This window comes from Aeribacillus sp. FSL K6-2848, from assembly GCF_038004325.1.
GTDB lineage: Bacteria > Bacillota > Bacilli > Bacillales > Aeribacillaceae > Aeribacillus > Aeribacillus composti.
Window position 1 is genome coordinate 3,176,252 of the sequence record NZ_JBBOQQ010000001.1, and the last position, 19,941, is coordinate 3,196,192.

The window sequence follows — 19,941 nt, forward strand, 5'->3', positions numbered from 1 at the left end:
CATTACTTTCAGCAGAAGAAAAAACATGGCTTATCGATTTTATTCTGTTTCTCCCATTAATATTTTGGCGTATGGAGAATCGAACGGGAGAACGATGACTGTTTCACCGTCGATTGTTTTCTTGTAGGATTGAAGTGTTCTATATAATTCATAAAATTTAGGATCTTTTGAATAAGCCTGGTTATAGAGCTTCGCCGCCTCCGCCTCTCCATGACCGCGGATGGTTTCAGCTTGAGCTTCAGCTTTTGCCAGCATTTCTTTTACTTGTCTGTCCGTTTCAGCAACAATTCGATTTTTTTCTGCATCCCCCATCGATAAATATTCTTGGGCTTTTGATTCCCGCTCTGATATCATCCTAGTAAATACCGATTTTTCATTTGCTTCCGGCAAATCCGTCCGTTTAATTCTTACATCAACCACCTTAATGCCGAAATGATTTTGTTCAAGCAGGTTATTAACAATATTTGTGATTTTGTCATTAAGGCTCCCGCGGGAAGACTTTTCATCATTAATAATTTCATCATAATTCAGTTTTCCAAGCTCCGATCTCACAGTGGAAAAGATAAATTCCGACATTTTTGCCTCTACATTGACAACTGTTCTTGCATTGGCGATCATTTCTTTCGGATCTTCGATTCTCCAAACCGCATAGTTGTCAATTAATATTCGTTTTTTATCCTTTGTATTGATTTCCGCTTCCTCCACATCATACGTTAATTGATGCTTTGGAAGACTTTCAACTGTTTGTATGAAAGGAATTTTTAAATGGAGGCCGGGCTTCTCTATAATTTTTACAACTTCGCCAAATTGGCGAACGACTTTATATTCATTTTCTTTCACAACAAAAACGTTGCTGAATAATAGTAGCAAACACGCAAATAAACCGGCTATAACAGACCCTAGGCGTATGTATTTCTTCCATTCAAAATTAATTTTCTTTTCATTCTTGTCCATTGTTTTCACCTCTTTTTTGCGTGTTCTCGCTCGATTGATCAGCTTTTTGCTGACTTTGCTGATCATTAGGCAGCACTTGCTGCATAGGCTGAACAGGAAAATACTTCATTGTATTTCCATCATCCTTCATAATGTAAATTTGCGCATTTGGCAGCACGCTGTCTATCGTTTCTAAAATTAGACGTTTTTCTGTGATTTCTTTTGAATTTTTGTATTCATTGTATAAAGAATTAAATAGTGCGACTTCCCCTTTCGCTTGTTCAATCCTGGATGCTCTGTCCCCTTCAGCTTTGGAGATGATTGCATCGCGCTCTCCTTCTGCCTCTTTTGTTCGTTTATTCCTATATTTATTGGCTTCGTTTATTTTCGTATTCATCATTTCTCTTGCATCCGTAACGTTTGTAAACGCCTTTCGAACTTCTTCGTTCGGCAAATCAACATCCTGCAATTTGACCGCAATGATTGAAATGCCAATATCATACTTTTTCATCAACGAGCTTAATAATTCTTGCACTTGAGCTTCAATTTCCACTTTTCCGCTCGTTAAAGCATTGTCAATTTTTGTGCTTCCAATAATGCTTCTTAACGAAGCAGATGTTGCATCCCGCAAAATTTCCTTTGGATTTTCAGCATTGAACAAATATTTTGCCGGATTCGTTATTTTCCATTGAACGACCATATCTGCTAACACAATGTTTTCATCGCCTGTAATCATTTTTGTTTCCTTTGGAAAAGACTCAACTTTTCCATCTTTCTCTTTATATCCAAATTGTAAACTGAATGTTTCTTTGGATAGTTTTTTTACCGATTGAATCGGCCATGGCCATTTAAAATGAAGCCCAGGCTCAGTTATACCCTCTTCCACTTTTCCAAATGTAGTAATAACCGCTTGTTCCGACTCGTCTACAGTATACCAGGAAGTAATCGCAGCAAGACCGAGAATGCTGATCAGAAAAATAAATCCAATAATTGTTAATAATCTTCTTATGCTTACCATTATATCCCCCCATCTCTCTCTATTTATTATTTCATACGAAAAAAGTACGATTTTGTTTCATTTAAAAAACGCAGCCATAAAAAAAAGACGGAAACGTAATTGTTTCCATCTGCAAATGGGCTCCTTGGATGAAGGGGTTTTCGAATGCCATTTTAACAATCAAATGTTAACTTAGCATAAATTGGATGTAAATCTTATGTTAAACTATTCATTGTATCTTTGAAAAGTCACAGTAAAAGTCGTTCCAACACCAACGGTGCTTTTGACTGTCAAATTTGCTTGGTGGGCTTCTACTAAATGTTTTACGATCGCAAGCCCTAAACCAGTTCCACCTGAGTTTCTGCTTCTAGCTTTATCAACTCTATAAAAACGCTCAAAAATTCTAGGAATTTCCTCTTCTCTAATTCCAATTCCGGTGTCTTGAACAGAAATGGCTACTTCATCATGTCCAGCCTTAACAGAAAGGGTCACTTTTCCGCCAGCTGGCGTATACATAATTCCGTTGCTGGCTAAGTTTATAAAAATTTGCTTCAGCCGATGAGGATCGCCTTCAATAAAAACAGGCTCGTCTGGAACATCCAATATAAAATCAATATTTTTTTCTTTCGCTTTTCTATCTAGCAAATGATGAATTTCTTTTAAAAACTCGTTTACATTGCATTTTCTAAGCTCCAGCTGAAAGCCCTGCTGCTCGATTTTTGATAAATCTAATAAATCTTGAATTAAAGATTGCATTCGTTCGCTTTCTTTTAAAATGATGGATAAAAAAAAATGCAATGTTTGTTCATCTTTCATGGCGCCATCCAGCAATGTTTCAGAAAACCCTTTGATGGAGGTGATCGGTGTTTTTAATTCATGAGATACATTTGCTACAAAATCTTTTCGTATTTGTTCAAGCTTTTTCAATTCGGTAATATCGTGAAAAACAAGAACGACGCCTTTCCATACTTCGCTTTTTCCAATGATCGGAGCACCGTAAACTTCAAAATGCTTTCTTTCGATGTTAACAGGAAGCATAATATGCTTTCTTATATTTGATTCCGTCAAAAAAATTTCTTCGACCATTTGAATAATTTCTTTATATGCGATCGCTTCTTGGTAAGATTTATATAAATAATCCTCTTGATTAATTTGAAAAATTTCTTTAAAGGCTTTATTCATCAGGCTAATATAGCCACGTTCATCAATGAAAAGAAGACCGCTTCCCATGTTTTCAATCAATGTTTGCAGCCTTTCCTGGTGCAATTCCTGGGTTCTTGTCATGTCTTGAAGGTTGCGTGCCAAAATGTTGATGGATTTGCTCAACATACTCGTTTCGTCGCCTGATGAATTTTCATATGTTCTCGCTTTGTAATTTCCTTTTGCAAGCTCCATCGCCACTTCTGTCGCCGATTCGATCGGTTTCGTATATTGCTTCATAATGCGGGTGCCAAAAATTAAAATGATCGTTAATGCCGCAATAAGACTCCCTATAATGAAAAACCAAATTTCTTTATTCATCGCTTCGAAATATTTGATGGAAGTCCCGAAAACTAAAAATCCCTTTCGTTCATCTTGTTGAAAGATGGGAATACCGTAAAATAACAAATCAGCTTGATCGAGATCTAGGCGAAATCCTTCCTTTGCATTTCGGTGGTTGGTCAAGATCAGTTCTGATAATCTTTCGTCGCTTTGATGAAAGCTAGGACCTGTTTTAAAAACGATGTTTCCGTCCATATCCATAAAAAGAAGGAGTGAGTTTAACTTTTCGCTCATTTCCTCCATTTTATGCTTCATTTCGGTAGAACCGATCTTTTCATTCTCAATGACCAGCTTGATCAACTCGGCTTCTTTTTTAAATTGCTTCTCATAATTGATGAAGTAAAACGATTGAAATAATTGTCCTAAAATAAATCCAAAACCAAGCAGAACAGTAATAATTAATGCTGTAAACGCAAGAAGCAGTTTTGAACGGAACTTACTCATTTAGCTTTGGATCCTCCAGTTTGTAGCCTAGACCTCTGATCGTTTTAATATATTCAGGCTTTTTCGTATTCCGTTCAATTTTTTCTCTTAAATGGCTGATATGAACATCCACTATTCTTGTATCACCGGCAAAATCATAATTCCAAACAGCGCTTAATAACTGATCCCTTGTCAAAACTCGGCCTTTATGTTTTGCAAGATAAAGAAGCAGTTCAAACTCTTTCGGTGTAAAGTCAAGTCTTTCTTGTTCAAAATAAGCTTCATATCGTTCAGGCATAATTTTTAAATCACCGATAATAATGTTGTTTTCTTCCGCTTCTTTTTTTACATGCATGTGAGCATCTTCTGATCTGACACGCCGCAGGATTGCTTTTACCCGAGCGATAATTTCTCTTGGACTGAACGGTTTTGTCAAGTAATCGTCCGCCCCTAGCTCAAGCCCAAGCACCTTATCAAATTCATCATCTTTTGCCGTAAGCATTAAAATGGGCGTCATCACTTTGCGCTGTCTAAGCTGTTTACAAATTTCCATACCATCTATACTCGGGAGCATTAAATCAAGCACAATTAAATCCGGTGCATCTGTAATTGCTTTTTCAAATCCTTCGCTTCCATCCTGAGCAGTAATGACTTCATAGCCTGCTTGTTCAAGATTATACTGAAGAAGAGTGACAATCGATTGTTCATCATCCACTACTAATATTTTTTTACTCATAAAATCCTCCAATAATTTTCTCCTACTGTTCTTATTATTCTTTATTATTATTATAGTCCACGAAGCAGAAAGAACCAATACAAGAAAAGCTGCTTTCAGAAGATTTTAAAGAATCGATAGAAACATGATGGAGCGGTTTTGAAGCGGAAAATTGAAAAAGCGGACGAATTTTCTGTGCAAACTCTCTTTTTTCTTTTATAAGAAAAAGGAGGAACATAACATGTCCTCCTTTTTCTATCATGCACTATATTAATGCTTTCATAACATTTCTTACAGATTCCGCAGATTTTTCCAAAGCTGCTTTTTCTTCATCCGTCAGTTCAAGCTCAATAATTTGCTCTAAGCCATTGCCTCCAAGAATTGTTGGAACGCCTAAATAAATACCTTCAAAACCGTATTCTCCTTCTAAATATGCAATGGCAGGCAATACGCGGCGCTGATCTTTAACAATCGCTTCCACCATTTCTACAAGAGATGCGGCTGGTGCGTAGTATGCGCTTCCGTTTCCAAGCAGGTTAACAATTTCTCCCCCGCCTTTTCTAGTTCTTTCAACAATCGCATCCAAGCGCTCTTTCGGAATTAATTTTTCTAACGGAATGCCCCCTGCGTATGAATAGCGAACTAATGGCACCATATCATCTCCGTGGCCGCCTAACACAAATCCTGTAATGTCTTTGACTGATAAATTCAATTCTTGAGCAACAAATGTGCGGAATCTTGCGGTATCTAAAACTCCAGATTGACCGATGACGCGGTGTTTTGGAAATCCGGATTCTTTATAAACAGTGTAAGTCATTGCATCAACCGGATTTGTCAGCACAATGATAATGGAATTTGGGGAATATTTTACAACTTCTTTTGTGACGCTTTTCATTACTTTTTGGTTGGTCTGCACTAAATCGTCTCGACTCATTCCAGGTTTTCTTGCAATTCCTGCCGTGATCACAACAATATCGGAATCAGCCGTTTCCTCATAGTTTGATGTTCCGATAATGTTCGCATCAAATCCAAGAACAGGGCTTGATTCAAGCATGTCTAACGCTTTCCCTTTTGTCGGATTCTCTGCTTGCGGAATGTCAACGAGCACAACATCTCCCAGCTCTTTTTTTGCTAGCAAAAAAGCTGTTGTCGCACCAGTAAATCCAGCACCAATGACAGAAATTTTCTTTCTTTTAATCGCCATTTCAAGCATCCATCCTCTCTTTTATGTAAGTGATTTTTCAAAAATGAATCTAAATGGAGAGCTACTTCGTAAAGAAGCAGCTCTCAGTTCTTTGTTTAACCCATGTTTTTAATCAATTCATTGCCGAATTCAGAGCATTTTACTTCCGTAGCTCCGTCCATGAGGCGTGCAAAGTCATAGGTGACAACTTTTGAAGCGATCGTTTTTTCCATTGCTTGAATGATTAAATCAGCTGCTTCTTTCCAGCCTAAATGTTCGAGCATAAGCACTCCAGAAAGAATTACGGAAGATGGATTCACTTTATCAAGTCCGGCGTATTTTGGTGCTGTACCGTGTGTTGCTTCAAAAATCGCATGCCCTGTCTCGTAGTTAATGTTTGCTCCTGGAGCAATACCGATTCCACCTACTTGTGCAGCCAAAGCATCCGAAATGTAGTCTCCATTTAAATTCATCGTTGCTACTACATCAAACTCGCGCGGACGAGTAAGAATTTGCTGTAGGAAAATATCTGCAATTGCATCTTTAATAATAATTTTTCCAGCTTTTTCTGCTTCTTCTTGCGCTTTGTTAGCCGCTTCTTTTCCTTCTTTTTCAACAATGCGGTCATACTCAGCCCATGTGAATACTTTATCGCCAAACTCTTGCTCAGCCAATTCATATCCCCAATTTTTAAACGCACCTTCTGTAAATTTCATAATGTTCCCTTTATGAACAAGGGTGACAGATTTTCTTCCGTGTTCAATTGCATAGTTAATGGCCGCCCGGACAAGCCGTTTCGTTCCTTCTTCAGAAATAGGCTTAATGCCGATTCCAGACGTTTCAGGGAAACGGATTTTGTTTACTCCCAGCTCTTTTTGTAAAAATTCAATGACTTTTTTTACTTCTTCTGTCCCTTTTGCATACTCTATGCCGGCATAGATGTCTTCGGTATTTTCACGGAAAATTACCATGTCTGTATCTTGAGGACGTTTTACAGGGGAAGGAACTCCATTGAAATAACGGACAGGTCTTAAGCACACAAATAAATCCAGCTCTTGGCGAAGAGCAACGTTTAAAGAACGGATTCCTCCACCTACAGGAGTTGTTAACGGACCTTTGATCGCAATCATATACTCGCGTATAACATCAAGCGTTTCTTGAGGAAGCCATTCCCCAGTCTCTTTAAAAGCTTTTTCACCAGCAAGCACTTCTTTCCAAACGATTTTCTTTTCGCCATTGTATGCTTTTTCTACAGCTGCTTCCAGCACTTTTGACGCAGCTCTCCAAATATCAGGACCAGTGCCGTCTCCTTCAATAAACGGAATTATAGGATCATTTGGAACGTTTAAAGTACCATTTGTCATTGTAATTTTTTGACCTTCTGCCACAATCATTACCTCCTAAATATGTATTCTCTATTTGTGTATAAAAGCATGGCCATGCTTAACAGGGAAGAAAAAGGAATCCCTTTTCTATTTTACCTGTTAGCTGCGCTTTTCGATAGGGATAAATACTTGTTTTTCTGGTCCTGTATATTCCGCACGAGGACGAATCAATCGATTGTTTTCATATTGCTCTAAAATATGGGCTAACCATCCAGATGTGCGGCTTATTGCAAAAATCGGCGTAAATAAATCATGATCAATACCTAAGCAATGGTATACAGACGCTGAATAAAAATCAACATTCGGCGGTAAAGATTTTTCAGATGTTACGATTTCCTCAATTTTAGTTGACATTTCATACCATTTCGTTTCACCGGTGATTTCTGTTAGTCTGCGGGACATTTCTTTTAAATGTTTGGCACGAGGATCCCCTTTGCGATAAACTCGATGACCAAATCCCATAATTTTTTCTTTGTTTGCTAATTTTTCGCGAATGTAAGATTCTACATTTTCAGGTTCACCAATTTCTGTTAACATTCGCATAACGCGTTCGTTCGCACCGCCATGCAACGGTCCTTTCAATGCTCCAATTGCCGCAGTAATTCCGGAATAAATGTCCGAAAGCGTTGCCACACATACTCTTGCAGTAAATGTCGAAGCATTCAATTCATGGTCTGCATGAAGGACGAGCGCTTTGTTGAAGGCTTCAATGGAAGTTTGATCAGGTTCTTCACCTTTTAACATATATAAGAAATTAGCGGCAAAGACTAAATCTGTTCTCGGTTGAACAGGCTCCAATCCTTTGCGGATGCGGGCAAAAGCAGCGACAATTGTAGAAATTTTCGCCTGCAATCGAATTGCTTTTCGATAATTTGCCTCATCAGACATGTTGTCCGCTTCTTCGTCATACAATCCAAGCAAAGATACAGCTGTTCTCAAAGCTGCCATCGGATGTACTTTATCAATCGGATAAGTTTTAAAATGTTCTAATATTTCATTCGGTATCGACGCATTCTCAGCAAGCTGCTTTCTTAATTCCTCTAATTGCTCCTTATTCGGAAGCTTTCGATGCCAAAGCAGGTAAACAACTTCTTCAAAGCTTGCGTTTTGAGCTAAATCGTCAATATTGTAACCAACATATGTCAATGTATCATCAATAATAGAACTTATTGATGAAGTTGTGGCTACCACGCCTTCTAGTCCACGCGTTGCTGTCATGGCTATCTCCCCTTTACATAAAATTTTCAACTGCAATTCAAATAGAAATAAACGAAATTCATAAAACTTTCATTTTTTCACAAAAAGAAAATGCTTTCATTTCTTTTGTGAAATATTTTTTATCAGTGAAATGATCACCAAACATATGAATTAAAAAATACACCTCTATTATAAACAATTATCAGACTTTTGTGAATCAGATAAATAAGATATTTTTTACGGAATTCTTTTTTTTAATAAAAAAATCTTATAGAATTGAATAAGAATTACTTATTTCAGCATAATAAATCTTTTATTGAATTATGGCCGAATAATATGGATCGTATGTTTATCAATCCATTTTTTTATGAATTGAATAAGAAAAGGCTTTATCCAATTTCTTGTGATTGGAAATAAAAGAAACAAACCGACGATATCCGAAATAAATCCCGGCGTCAATAGCATGATTCCTCCGACAAAAATAGCCATTGCATCCAAAATGGCATTGCTTGGAATGCGCCCATATTGAATTTCCTTTTGAAGATTTCGCACTGCCTGAATTCCTTGTCTTTTCGCCAAATAAGCCCCAACAAAGCCTGTTAAGATAATCAATAGCACAGTCGGAAGCACCCCGATCGTCTTTCCAGATAAAAGCAAAACCCCTATTTCACAAGCCGGTGCAACAATAAAAAAAATCAATAATGTTCGCATATGCTATCTCCTCCATATATAAAATACCCGTTCCCTACTCTTTACTATACAAAAGAGAGATGTAAAATACTCGTTTCTTAATCTTTACTATACAAAAAAAGAGAAGGAACTGAAATCCTTCTCCTTTCAATCAAAATTATAGAACGCTCGCATGTCCTTTATAAATCATCCCTTGGATTGCATCCACAGTGACTTCCATACCATCCTTCAAAATTTTTGTTGCATTTTCTACCCCGACAATGACTGGAATGCCAAGGCTCAAACCGACTACGGCCGCATGGCACGTTAAGCCGCCTTCTTCCGTAACAAGTGCAGCTGCTTTTTCAATCGCTTCCATCATGTCTATGTCGGTCCCATTCGTAACGAGAATTGAACCTTTCACCATTTTCTCAACAGCTTCTTTACTATTCTTTGCAACGATAACCTTTCCAAATGCCGATGCTCGTCCAATCCCTTGACCTTTTCCTAAAACATCGCCAACAACATGGACTTTCATCAGATTTGTGGAACCTGTTTCTCCAACAGGTACTCCGGCTGTAATAATCACTCGATCTCCATGTGTAATAATTCCAGTGTTTATAGATTCACGCACAGCTATGTCAAGCATTTCATCTGTTGTTGTAGCAATTTGTCCTATTGTTGGATGCACACCCCATACAAGGGCAAGCTTACGGCATACTTTACTGCTGGATGTTACTGCAATAATCGGCGCTTTTGGCCGATATTTCGAAATCATTTTGGCCGTATAGCCGCTGACTGTTGGCGTGATAATGGCCGAAACGTCCAAATTTATCGCCGTATAAGCTACTGATTGTCCAATTGCATTTGTGATCGTTGAATCAGCAACTTTCGTATGTTTCGTTAAGGCTTGGCGATAATCTAAAGCTTGTTCAACGCGGGAAGCAATTTTATGCATCGTCTCCACTGCTTCTACCGGATATAAACCGGCAGCTGTCTCGCCTGAAAGCATAATTGCATCGGTTCCATCAAAAATAGCGTTTGCTACATCGCTGGCTTCCGCACGGGTAGGTCTTGGGTTTCGCTGCATCGAATCAAGCATTTGAGTAGCAGTGATAACAGGTTTTCCTAATTGATTGCATTTGCGAATCAGTTCCTTTTGGACAAGCGGAACATCTTCAGCGGGAATTTCCACTCCTAAATCTCCTCGAGCAACCATTAGCCCGTCGGAAACTTCCAAAATTTGATCAATATTGTCAACGCCTTCTTGATTTTCTATTTTCGGGATAATTTGAATATCGTCAGCTTGGTGTTCCTCCAGCAGTTGACGAATTTCCAATACGTCGGAAGCGCGGCGAACAAATGATGCAGCGATAAAATCGACTCCCTGCTCAATGCCAAACAAAATATCTTTTGCATCTTTCTCCGTAATTCCAGGAAGATTGACACTAACTCCAGGAACATTGACTCCTTTTTTATTTTTCAAAATTCCGCTGTTTAATACCTTCGTTTCAATTTCCTGTTTTTCTTTATCAATCTTTGTAACTTCTAATCCAATTAATCCGTCATCAAGCAATATTTTAGAACCAACGGAAACATCATTTATTAATCCTTTATATGTAACCGAAATTTTTTCTTTCGTGCCGACAACCTCTTCCATTGAAATAAGAAGGCGGGATCCTGCTTCTAATTGTATCTCCCCGTTTTCCATTGTATGCGTTCGAATCTCAGGGCCTTTTGTGTCCAATAATATTGCAACACTTTTGCCCAAACGCTTCGCTGCCTCCCGAATGTTTTGAATTCTCGCTTTATGCTCCTCATGATTTCCATGCGAAAAATTGAGCCGAGCCACATTCATGCCGGCTTTTATTAGTTTTTCCAACATTTCGATGCTCTCGCTTGCAGGACCTATTGTACAAACAATTTTCGTTTTTCGCATAAATTGGCATACCTCCTAAACATTATGAAAACGATCCCATGTTCATACTTTATATAGAAAGTTCTTTTGAAAGCTTGTACATTGACTTATCAACCGTATGAGGCTGATCCAAAATTTCTAAAATGTCATGATCCACAAGCTGATTATTTTGGATGCCTACACATCGTCCGCCTTTACCATTAAGAAGCAGTTCCACCGCATAAGCGCCTAGTCTGCTTGCCAATACTCTATCAAATGCGGTAGGCGATCCGCCGCGTTGAATGTGGCCTAATACAGAAACACGCGTTTCAAAGTTTGTCATCTCTTTGATCTTTTGGCCTATTTCGACGCCGCTTCCCACACCTTCAGCGACAATAATAATACTATGTTTTTTCCCTCTTTCATGGCCTCGTTTTAATCGATCGATGATTTCCTCTATTTTGAAATCTGCTTCCGGAATTAAAATGGTTTCCGCACCTCCGGCAAGCCCGGACCATAAAGCGATGTCACCGGCATCCCGACCCATTACTTCTATTACGTATGTACGCTCATGGGAGGTAGCTGTATCACGAATTTTATCAATTGCTTGTATCACCGTATTAAGTGCTGTATCAAAACCGATCGTATAGTCAGTTCCAGGTATGTCATTGTCGATGGTGCCCGGCACCCCAACGCATGGATATCCATGTTCAGTCAACTTTTTTGCGCCCATGTAGGAGCCGTTTCCGCCAATAACGACAAGACCTTCAATCCCGAATTTCTTCAATTGTTCAATTCCTTTTTTTTGTCCTTCGATTGTTTTAAATTCTTCGCACCGTGCCGTATAGAGCATCGTTCCACCGCGATGAATGATGTCACCTACTGAACCAAGTTCAAGCTTTTGAATTTTTCCCGAAATAAGACCTGAGTAACCATTATAAATTCCATAAACTTCTAATCCATGAAAAATTCCTTTGCGGACAACGGCACGAATTGCAGCGTTCATACCAGGAGAATCGCCGCCGCTCGTTAAAACGCCGATTTTTTTCATAATTTCACCTCTCTTGGACTGCTCAAACAAAGCTTACATAAAATAATGATCATATTATCTGATAATCGTTGAGCATAGTAAGCTTAGAATAGTTAAATTCTTTATTATTATACACAAAAAGAAGCGATGCGAAAGATAAAAATAAAAAAATAACGTGCGGCTCCATCAAGGAGTGCACGTTACTGCGTATTTGTCACTTGTTCGTCAATAACGGCCCCAATACTTTTAAATTTTTCGTACCGATGCCTGATCAGCTCTTCTCCGCTCATATTGGTCAATTCTTTTAATGAACGTTTTAAAGCCTGTTCAATGTGTTTAGCTTGCAATTGGACATCCCTATGTGCCCCGCCTTTTACTTCCGGAATGATATCATCAATGACACCAAGCTCTTTTAAATCTTGGGCAGTGATCTTCATTGTTTCTGCCGCTTTTTTAGCTAAGCCGGCATCCTTCCATAATAGGGCGGCAGCCCCTTCGGGAGAAATAACTGAATAAGTAGAATTTTCCAACATATATATATGATTTCCTACTCCTAATGCTAATGCGCCGCCGCTTCCCCCTTCTCCAATGACAATACATATAATTGGAACAGAAAAACCGGCCATTTCAAACAAATTTCTGGCAATTGCTTCACTTTGTCCCCGCTCTTCTGCAGCTTTTCCCGGGTAAGCTCCTTTTGTATCGATAAATGTAATAATAGGGCGGTTAAACTTGTTCGCCTGTTTCATAAGGCGCAATGCTTTACGGTAACCTTCAGGATGCGGCATACCAAAATTTCTTCGGATATTGTCTTTCGTATCTTTTCCTCTTTGCTGCCCGATTACCGTTACAGGGATCCCATGAAATTTTGCAACGCCTCCTACAATCGCTTCGTCATCACCAAAATACCTGTCTCCGTGGCATTCGAAAAAATTTTCAAATAACAGCTCAATATAATCAAGCGTTGTAGGGCGATTCGGATGGCGTGCGATTTGGACGCGATTCCACGGGGAGAGGTGATCATATATTTCCTTTTCTAAATTTTTTAGTCTTGTTTCCAGCTTTTCAATTTCAGCCGACAAATCTACATCCGCTGTTTTTGTAAATTCCTTTAATTCATGAATTTTTTTCTTTAATTCTATAATCGGCTTTTCAAATCCCAGTTCTCCTACCAATCTACATCCCCCTTTGCTTGGTGTATATCCAAGAGGTTGATTAACGTATCCCGCAGTTGGTGGCGGTGCAATACAGAATCAAGCTGCCCATGCTTCAGCAGAAATTCAGCAGTTTGGAAATCTTCCGGAAGCTCTTCTCTGATCGTTTGTTCTATGATTCTGCGCCCTGCAAAACCGATTAATGCACCAGGCTCGGCAAAATTGTAGTCACCTAAAGAAGCGAAGCTAGCCGATACTCCCCCTGTAGTCGGATGGGTCATAACCGAAATAATGAGTCCGCCTTCATCGCTGAATAATTTTAAAGCAGCGCTAGTTTTCGCCATCTGCATTAAACTGAGGACGCCTTCTTGCATACGAGCACCGCCTGAAGCTGTGAAAATAATAAAGGGGATGTTTTTTTTCTTCGCTTTTTCAATTGCCCTTGTAATTTTTTCTCCAACTACCGAACCCATGCTCCCCATGCGAAAACTCGCATCCATAACGGCAATCACTACTGGAAATCCGCCGATTGTTCCTTCGCCTGTCACGACAGCTTCATTTAGCTTCGTTTTCTCTTTGTCTTTTTCTAGCTTTTCTAAATACCCTTCAAAATTAAGAGGGTTTTCAGAACGCATATCGCTGTCATATTCTAAAAAGCTGCCATGATCTAAAAGGCTGGCAATTCTTTCTCTCGCTCCCATTTGAAAATGGTAGCCGCAGTTGTTGCACACTTTTAAATTTTTTTCAATTTCTTTTGAGTACATAATCTTTTTACATTTTGGACATTTTGTCATAATACCTTCAGGAACATCATATTTTGCATGTCCGGAAGGGATCGATGCATATTTTTTCTTTTTTGAAAAAATGTTTTTTATCAAAATAGAACCTCCCTTTTTGGCTGAATAATGTCTTCATTGCAAGGGATGACACCTTCAATCAATCTTAAATCTTCCGGATCTTTTTCCTATATCTTTTGAGAGGTATTCAAATATTATAAATATATCATATTTTTCTTTCTCCCAACAGCAGAGAAGAGAGGTTTCTCATTCTTTCGCCATTTGTAGCCGCTTTTATTTTCCAATAATAGCAAGCTTTCTTGTTTTTTCCGCAACTTCTTCCGGGTCTACTTTTATGCGTGCAACACCTGTTTCCATTGCCGTTTTCGCAACAGCTGCAGCAACACATGGTGCAACCCTTGGATCAAACGGCGCCGGAATAACATAATCAGGACGAAGCTCATCTTCCTTAATAAGAGAAGCAATCGCTTCAGCAGCAGCCATTTTCATCTGTTCATTTATATGTGTTGCTCTTACATCCAATGCTCCACGGAAAATCCCTGGAAATGCTAAAACGTTATTCACCTGGTTAGGGAAATCTGAACGTCCTGTTCCAATGACTTTTGCTCCAGCTTCTTTCGCATCGTCAGGCATAATTTCCGGATCAGGATTGGCCATAGCGAAAATGATCGGATTATCCGCCATTAATTTTACCATTTCTTTTGTTAGGGCTCCTGCGACTGACACACCGATAAAAACATCCGCTCCTTCGATTACATCGGCCAAAGAGCCCTCTAAGCGATCATGATTTGTATATTTAGCCACTTCAGCTTTTATGCTGTTCATTCCGTAAGGGCGTCCGTCGAAAATGGCTCCTTTTGAATCGCATAAAATAATGTCACGAACACCATAGCGATATAATAATTTTATAATAGCTATTCCAGCCGCTCCTGCTCCGTTTGCGACAACTTTAATATTTGACATCTCTTTGCCGACCAGCTTCAACGCATTTAATAAACCAGCGACAGTTACAATGGCGGTTCCGTGTTGATCGTCATGGAAAATCGGAATGTTCGTTTCCTTTTTTAAACGCTCTTCAATTTCGAAGCAATTTGGTGCGGCAATATCCTCCAAGTTTATGCCGCCAAACGTCGGCTCAAGAAGCTTTACTGTCTCAATAATTTTTTCCACATCTGTCGTATCTATACAAATCGGGAACGCATCGACACCTGCAAAGCTTTTAAATAAAACAGCTTTTCCCTCCATGACAGGGAGAGCTGCCTCCGGTCCGATGTTTCCAAGCCCTAAAACGGCTGTTCCATCAGAGACAACCGCCACCATATTCCCCTTCATCGTATACTCATACACTTTGCTTTTATCATCATAAATTGCCTTGCACGGCTCAGCCACTCCAGGAGAGTATGCTAAACTTAAATCTTTTGCATTTCGTACCGGAACTTTTGATTTTGTTTCAAGTTTTCCCTTCTGAACACTATGAATATGTAATGCTTCTTCTCTTAATGACAACCTTTATCACTCCTTAACAACATGGATAATCGTCAAAATGGAAAGACCACTTTTTAGATATTTCTAAAATATTATACATGCAATCCGTTGTAAAGAAAAAGACATGTTTATTCTCTCAAGGCGACATTCCTTTCTCCGAGCAATGCCCGCAATCGATTCAAACATTGTTCAGACGGTTGTACACCAAATGTTTCAGGAAGCTTGACCGCTTTCTTTTTTCGTTCATGGTAAATAAATACAGGTATGCTGCCTGGATAATCCTGCAATACTTTTTTTATTTCAAGAAGCTTTTGTTTCTCTGATGCTTCATCTGCAATTTTTAAAAATAAAGCACGCTGCCGTTTAAATTCCGAGATGTCTTTTACGTCTTGAATTATATATTGAACATGTTCATTTCTAATTTCCGGTTTTCCGGTCAACAAATAAACATTCCCTTTCTTTATTTTTCCGCTGAACTTTGCGTATTCATTAGGAAACAAGACCGCTTCTACATCCCCGCTTTGATCGCTTATATTGAGAAAAGCCATCGCCTGGCCGCTTTTTGTGCGAATTGCCTTTACGTTTGTCACATACGCGCCCACATGAACTTTTTTTTCAATCCATTGCGATAAATCCATTAATCGAACTGCCCCCAGCTGCTTCAAAACCGAATCGTAAGGCTGAATCGGATGGCTTGATAAATAAAATCCTAATGTTTCCTTTTCGAATTTTAATTTTTCTTCAATGGTGAACGGTTCCACTTCCACATACTTTGGTTTAATCGCAGCAAGATCGTCAAGCGGAAAAACGATTTGCTCTTTTTCATCCATTTTGAATAATTCTGCATGCTCGAGCGCAACATCAATACTAGCAAGCAACGTTGCCCGATCTTGCCCAAAATCATCCATCGCACCAGAAAAAATGAGCGCTTCTATTGTTCGGCGATTGACTGCCTTTGAAGACATCCTGATACAAAAATCAAACAAATCTTCAAAAGGCTTCTTTTTTCTTTCTTTTGCAATTTCTTTCATAGCGGCAATGCCAACATTTTTAATCGAGGCAAGTCCGAATCGGATAGATCCGTTTTCCACTAAAAAAGAAAAACCGCTTTTATGAATGGACGGCGGCAGGATTGTAATTCCCATTTCTGAAGCTTCTCGAACATATTGCGCTAATTTTTCTTGATTTCCTCCGATGCTCGACATTAACGCAGCCATAAAATATAAAGGATAGTGGGCTTTTAAATAAGCAAGCTGATAGGCAATCATGCTGTAGGCAACAGCGTGGCTGCGGTTAAAACCGTAGTTGGCAAATTTAACAATGAGATCGTATACTTTATTCGCGGTTTTTTCGTCGTATCCTTTTTTTAAACTACCTATAATAAAGCGATTTCTGTTTTCATCCAAAATCGTTTTAATTTTTTTGCCGACGGCCCGTCTCAACAGGTCTGCTTCCCCTAACGAAAAACCGGCCATTTTCGCTGCGATTTCCATTATTTGCTCTTGATACACAATGACTCCGTATGTCTTTTCTAAAATAGGCTGCAAATCTTTATGCAAATATTCTACCGGCATCCGGCCGTGCTTCCGTTCGATATAGACAGGAATGTTTTCCATCGGTCCTGGACGATACAAAGCATTAACCGCAACCAAATCTTCCAAATTAGTAGGTTTTAGCTTTTGTAAAACTTTCCTCATTCCTTCTGACTCAAATTGGAACACACCTGTCGTATTTCCTTCCGATAAAAGGGAAAACGTTTTTTCATCATCATAATTTGTAAAGTGAACAGAGAGCTTTGTTCCCTCGTAACGTTCAATTAAACGTTTGATATCTTCTATTAACGTTAAATTTCGCAGACCTAAAAAATCGATTTTCAACAGCCCGATTTCTTCTAAAAAATCCATTGAATATTGTGTTAAATATATATTGTGATGACCATTTTGAATCGGAATGACTTCAGTCAGCGGATAGTCGCTTAGCACCACTCCCGCAGCATGCGTCGATACATGGCGTGGCAAGCCTTCCAGCTTTAAAGCCGTTTCAAAAATTTCCTTTCCTTTTTCCATTGAATGAAGGATGTTTCGAAATGCTGCCGATTGTTCAAATGCTTCTCTTAAAGTAATTCCAAGCTTTGAAGGTATGTGCTTTGCGAGCACATCCACCTCTTTATTCGAAGCTCCAAGCGCTTTTGCCACATCTCGAATAGCAGCTTTGGCCGCAAAAGTACCGAAAGTGATGATTTGAGCCACATGCCCTTTTCCATATTTTCGCGCAACATATTCAATCATTTCATCCCGTCTTGTATCCGGAAAATCAATATCGATATCTGGCATAGAAACACGTTCAGGATTTAAAAAACGCTCAAACAATAGATTATAGCGAATTGGATCTACATTCGTAATATCTAGTACATATGCCACTAAAGAGCCGGCTGCTGAACCGCGGCCTGGACCGGTTACAATACCTTTTTCATGCGCGTATTTCATAAAATCCCAAACGATTAAAAAATAATCGCTAAAATTCATTTTTTTTATAACAGACAGCTCATACGAAAGCCTTTTGACATACTCGTCCGAAGGGGATGTTACTTTTTTTCTTAATCCTTCAAAGCACAGCTGTTCAAGAAAATCATCGCTGCTCAATCCTCCAGAAAAGGGGTATTTGGGCAATTTTGTTTTGCCTAATTCTATTTCAACATGGCATTCGGAGGCGATCCGAACAGTATTCTCAATGGAATCAGGAAAGTTCACGAAATTGTTTATCATTTCCGCCGGGGATTTTAAATAATATTCGGAAGCAAACGCTGCGTCTTGTTCTTCTACAGTCGTTCCGTCTTTAATCGCCAGCAAACAGCGGTGTGCAAATGCATCATCCTTTTCAACATATAAAACATCGTTCGTTGCGACAATCGGAACTTTGATCGTTTCTCTCAGCTCCGCAATTTTTTCATTTAATTGCTGCTCTTCCGGCAAGCCGTGATTTTGTACGGATATGTAAAAAGAATTGGGATCGAGCATGCTTTGAAAAAACTCCACCGCTTTTCCTGCCTCTGCAATCTGTCCGTTTATAAGCAGCTGCTCAATCAAGCCTTGTCTGCCAGGTGTGATCACAAAAAGATCCCTGCTGTATTGTTTAAAAAAAGAAAGCGGAAGTCCTTTCGGAAACTTTGTTTGCAGCAAACTGCTTAATTTAAGCAAATTGCGGTATCCGCTGTTATTTTTAGCAAGCAAAACAAAAGGATACGGTTCGTTTTTTATGATAACGGTAGCAGTTAAACCGAAAATCGGTTTAATCCCGTGTTCTTTACAAATTTTATAAAAAGAGATCGCTCCATACATGACATGATGGTCTGTCAAGGCTAGAGCTGTTTGACCAGTTTTTTTCGCATAGCGGACAAGCTTGTCCAATCCAGCAGCACTAGCCAGCAAACTATAGGCGCTCTTCACTTGTAGGTGAACAAAAGGCAATGAAGACCCCACCTTTTTTCAATGATTTCTTAAAACAATTATAGTCATTGTTTTCAATGAAAGACAAACTTCATACTTTCATCTTCCCATCCATATACATATAAAGAAAGAGAATAAACCAAGCCTTTTCACTGCTTGCTGAAACCGGCTATTTAGCAAGTTTATTATAATCATATTTCCCCAATGAACGGAAGAAAGGATGGTGGAAGCTCAATGGAAACAGATACTTTTATTGCAACCTTTATTAAAGTGTATTTTATTGCGTTAGGAGTCATTTTCGGCGGCTCGTTAATCGGCGGTATTGGCGCATATATTACAGGCGATGCTCCTCTCACCTCCATTTTCAGAATGGCAAACAAATTGAAAATTTGGGCTCTTGTTGCAGCTATTGGAGGGACGTTTGATGCGTTTTACAGCTTTGAACGAGGGATTTTTGAAGGAGCGACAAAGGACATTGTGAAACAGATTTTGTTAATCATTTCCGCCATGGGCGGTTCTCAAACAGGCTGGCTCTTAATCTCTTGGTTCACACAGGAGCATGTTTCGCAATGAGAATCCCGCCTTATTATAAAAAGCCTTCATGGCAGCGTTTTTTTGCCGGAGTTGCCGTAGGAGCTCTTATTAGCTGGGGGTTTTTTCTATATTCCTTTGGCTATTACCAAGAAAAACAAGTAAAAATCATTTCAACACAGCAAGAAACGATCGAACAATTAAAAAACGACATTCAAATTTGGCAGAGGGATTACAAAGAGCTAAATAAGAGAAACTTAGAATTATTGACTGTACAGGATGTCAAAATCGAAATTAAAAATGCAGAAAAATATAAGCTGGATGAATTAATGAAATATTCGATTGAAAATACGATCAAAAACGATTTAGCTGATTTAATTGCAAAAGATATTGACAGTGTTGTGAAAACAAGGCATTTAATTGCCAAAACGATTGAAAATAGAAAATATAAAATAGATGACAAAGAATACAACGCTACTGTCGTGGAGCTTGTCATTACACCGACCATTATTGTTGAAGTAGAATTGAAATTGAGCAAATAATAATGCCAACTTTTC

General features: G+C 38.9%; 16 protein-coding genes. 2 read left to right on the top strand and 14 right to left on the bottom strand.

Annotated features, from left to right (window positions below; genetic code table 11):
• Nucleotides 1-39: 39 nt before the first annotated feature.
• The 14 genes from hflC to dnaE form a co-directional block, all read right to left on the bottom strand.
• Nucleotides 40-954 carry a protease modulator HflC gene (gene hflC / locus NSS70_RS15350; RefSeq protein WP_340881889.1) on the bottom strand — a complete coding sequence of 305 codons (915 nt, stop codon included), beginning with the start codon at nt 952-954 and terminating at the stop codon, nt 40-42.
• The gene (gene hflK / locus NSS70_RS15355) at nt 941-1,951 is read right to left on the bottom strand and encodes an FtsH protease activity modulator HflK (RefSeq protein WP_066247808.1); all 1,011 of its coding nucleotides are present in this window, start codon (nt 1,949-1,951) and stop codon (nt 941-943) included. Before hflK ends, hflC begins: the two co-directional genes overlap by 14 nt.
• Before the next feature lie 204 nt (nt 1,952-2,155).
• Nucleotides 2,156-3,916, bottom strand: coding sequence for a two-component system histidine kinase PnpS (gene pnpS, locus NSS70_RS15360; RefSeq protein WP_066247809.1), 1,761 nt, complete (start codon nt 3,914-3,916; stop codon nt 2,156-2,158).
• On the bottom strand, nt 3,909-4,631 hold the full coding sequence (locus tag NSS70_RS15365; protein WP_340881892.1) for a response regulator transcription factor: 723 nt from the start codon (nt 4,629-4,631) through the stop codon (nt 3,909-3,911). The genes pnpS and NSS70_RS15365 overlap by 8 nt, the downstream gene beginning before the upstream one ends.
• A 244-nt stretch (nt 4,632-4,875) precedes the next feature.
• Nucleotides 4,876-5,814 carry a malate dehydrogenase gene (gene mdh / locus NSS70_RS15370; RefSeq protein ID WP_063387488.1) on the bottom strand — a complete coding sequence of 313 codons (939 nt, stop codon included), beginning with the start codon at nt 5,812-5,814 and terminating at the stop codon, nt 4,876-4,878.
• Nucleotides 5,815-5,909: 95 nt separating this feature from the next.
• Nucleotides 5,910-7,181: an NADP-dependent isocitrate dehydrogenase gene (gene icd / locus NSS70_RS15375; protein ID WP_066247811.1), complete on the bottom strand. Its 1,272-nt coding sequence runs from the start codon at nt 7,179-7,181 to the stop codon at nt 5,910-5,912.
• 96 nt (nt 7,182-7,277) lie between these two features.
• Nucleotides 7,278-8,396 carry a citrate synthase gene (gene citZ, locus NSS70_RS15380; RefSeq protein ID WP_340881894.1) on the bottom strand — a complete coding sequence of 373 codons (1,119 nt, stop codon included), beginning with the start codon at nt 8,394-8,396 and terminating at the stop codon, nt 7,278-7,280.
• A gap of 300 nt (nt 8,397-8,696) precedes the next feature.
• A complete protein-coding gene (locus tag NSS70_RS15385) occupies nt 8,697-9,086 on the bottom strand; it encodes an FxsA family protein (RefSeq protein ID WP_340881896.1) in 390 nt (129 codons plus the stop codon).
• A 136-nt stretch (nt 9,087-9,222) separates the two neighbouring features.
• Nucleotides 9,223-10,983, bottom strand: coding sequence for a pyruvate kinase (gene pyk / locus NSS70_RS15390; RefSeq protein ID WP_340881898.1), 1,761 nt, complete (start codon nt 10,981-10,983; stop codon nt 9,223-9,225).
• 49 nt (nt 10,984-11,032) lie between these two features.
• Nucleotides 11,033-11,992 (bottom strand): 6-phosphofructokinase, encoded by a 960-nt coding sequence (gene pfkA / locus NSS70_RS15395; RefSeq protein WP_063387397.1) that lies wholly within the window; start codon nt 11,990-11,992, stop codon nt 11,033-11,035.
• Between the two features lie 179 nt (nt 11,993-12,171).
• Nucleotides 12,172-13,146: an acetyl-CoA carboxylase carboxyl transferase subunit alpha gene (gene accA, locus NSS70_RS15400; RefSeq protein WP_340881900.1), complete on the bottom strand. Its 975-nt coding sequence runs from the start codon at nt 13,144-13,146 to the stop codon at nt 12,172-12,174.
• A complete protein-coding gene (accD, locus tag NSS70_RS15405; protein WP_066247816.1) occupies nt 13,140-14,003 on the bottom strand; it encodes an acetyl-CoA carboxylase, carboxyltransferase subunit beta in 864 nt (287 codons plus the stop codon). The genes accA and accD overlap by 7 nt, the downstream gene beginning before the upstream one ends.
• A 192-nt stretch (nt 14,004-14,195) precedes the next feature.
• Complete coding sequence (locus NSS70_RS15410) at nt 14,196-15,428, bottom strand: NAD(P)-dependent malic enzyme (RefSeq protein ID WP_340881903.1); 1,233 nt, start codon at nt 15,426-15,428, stop codon at nt 14,196-14,198.
• Nucleotides 15,429-15,535: 107 nt separating this feature from the next.
• On the bottom strand, nt 15,536-18,874 hold the full coding sequence (gene dnaE / locus NSS70_RS15415) for a DNA polymerase III subunit alpha (RefSeq protein ID WP_340881904.1): 3,339 nt from the start codon (nt 18,872-18,874) through the stop codon (nt 15,536-15,538).
• A gap of 213 nt (nt 18,875-19,087) precedes the next feature.
• Between dnaE and NSS70_RS15420 the strand changes: the two genes are divergently transcribed.
• Nucleotides 19,088-19,426: a YtrH family sporulation protein gene (locus NSS70_RS15420; protein ID WP_063387392.1), complete on the top strand. Its 339-nt coding sequence runs from the start codon at nt 19,088-19,090 to the stop codon at nt 19,424-19,426.
• Complete coding sequence (gene ytrI, locus NSS70_RS15425; RefSeq protein ID WP_066247820.1) at nt 19,423-19,926, top strand: sporulation membrane protein YtrI; 504 nt, start codon at nt 19,423-19,425, stop codon at nt 19,924-19,926. The genes NSS70_RS15420 and ytrI overlap by 4 nt, the downstream gene beginning before the upstream one ends.
• Nucleotides 19,927-19,941 lie beyond the last annotated feature (15 nt).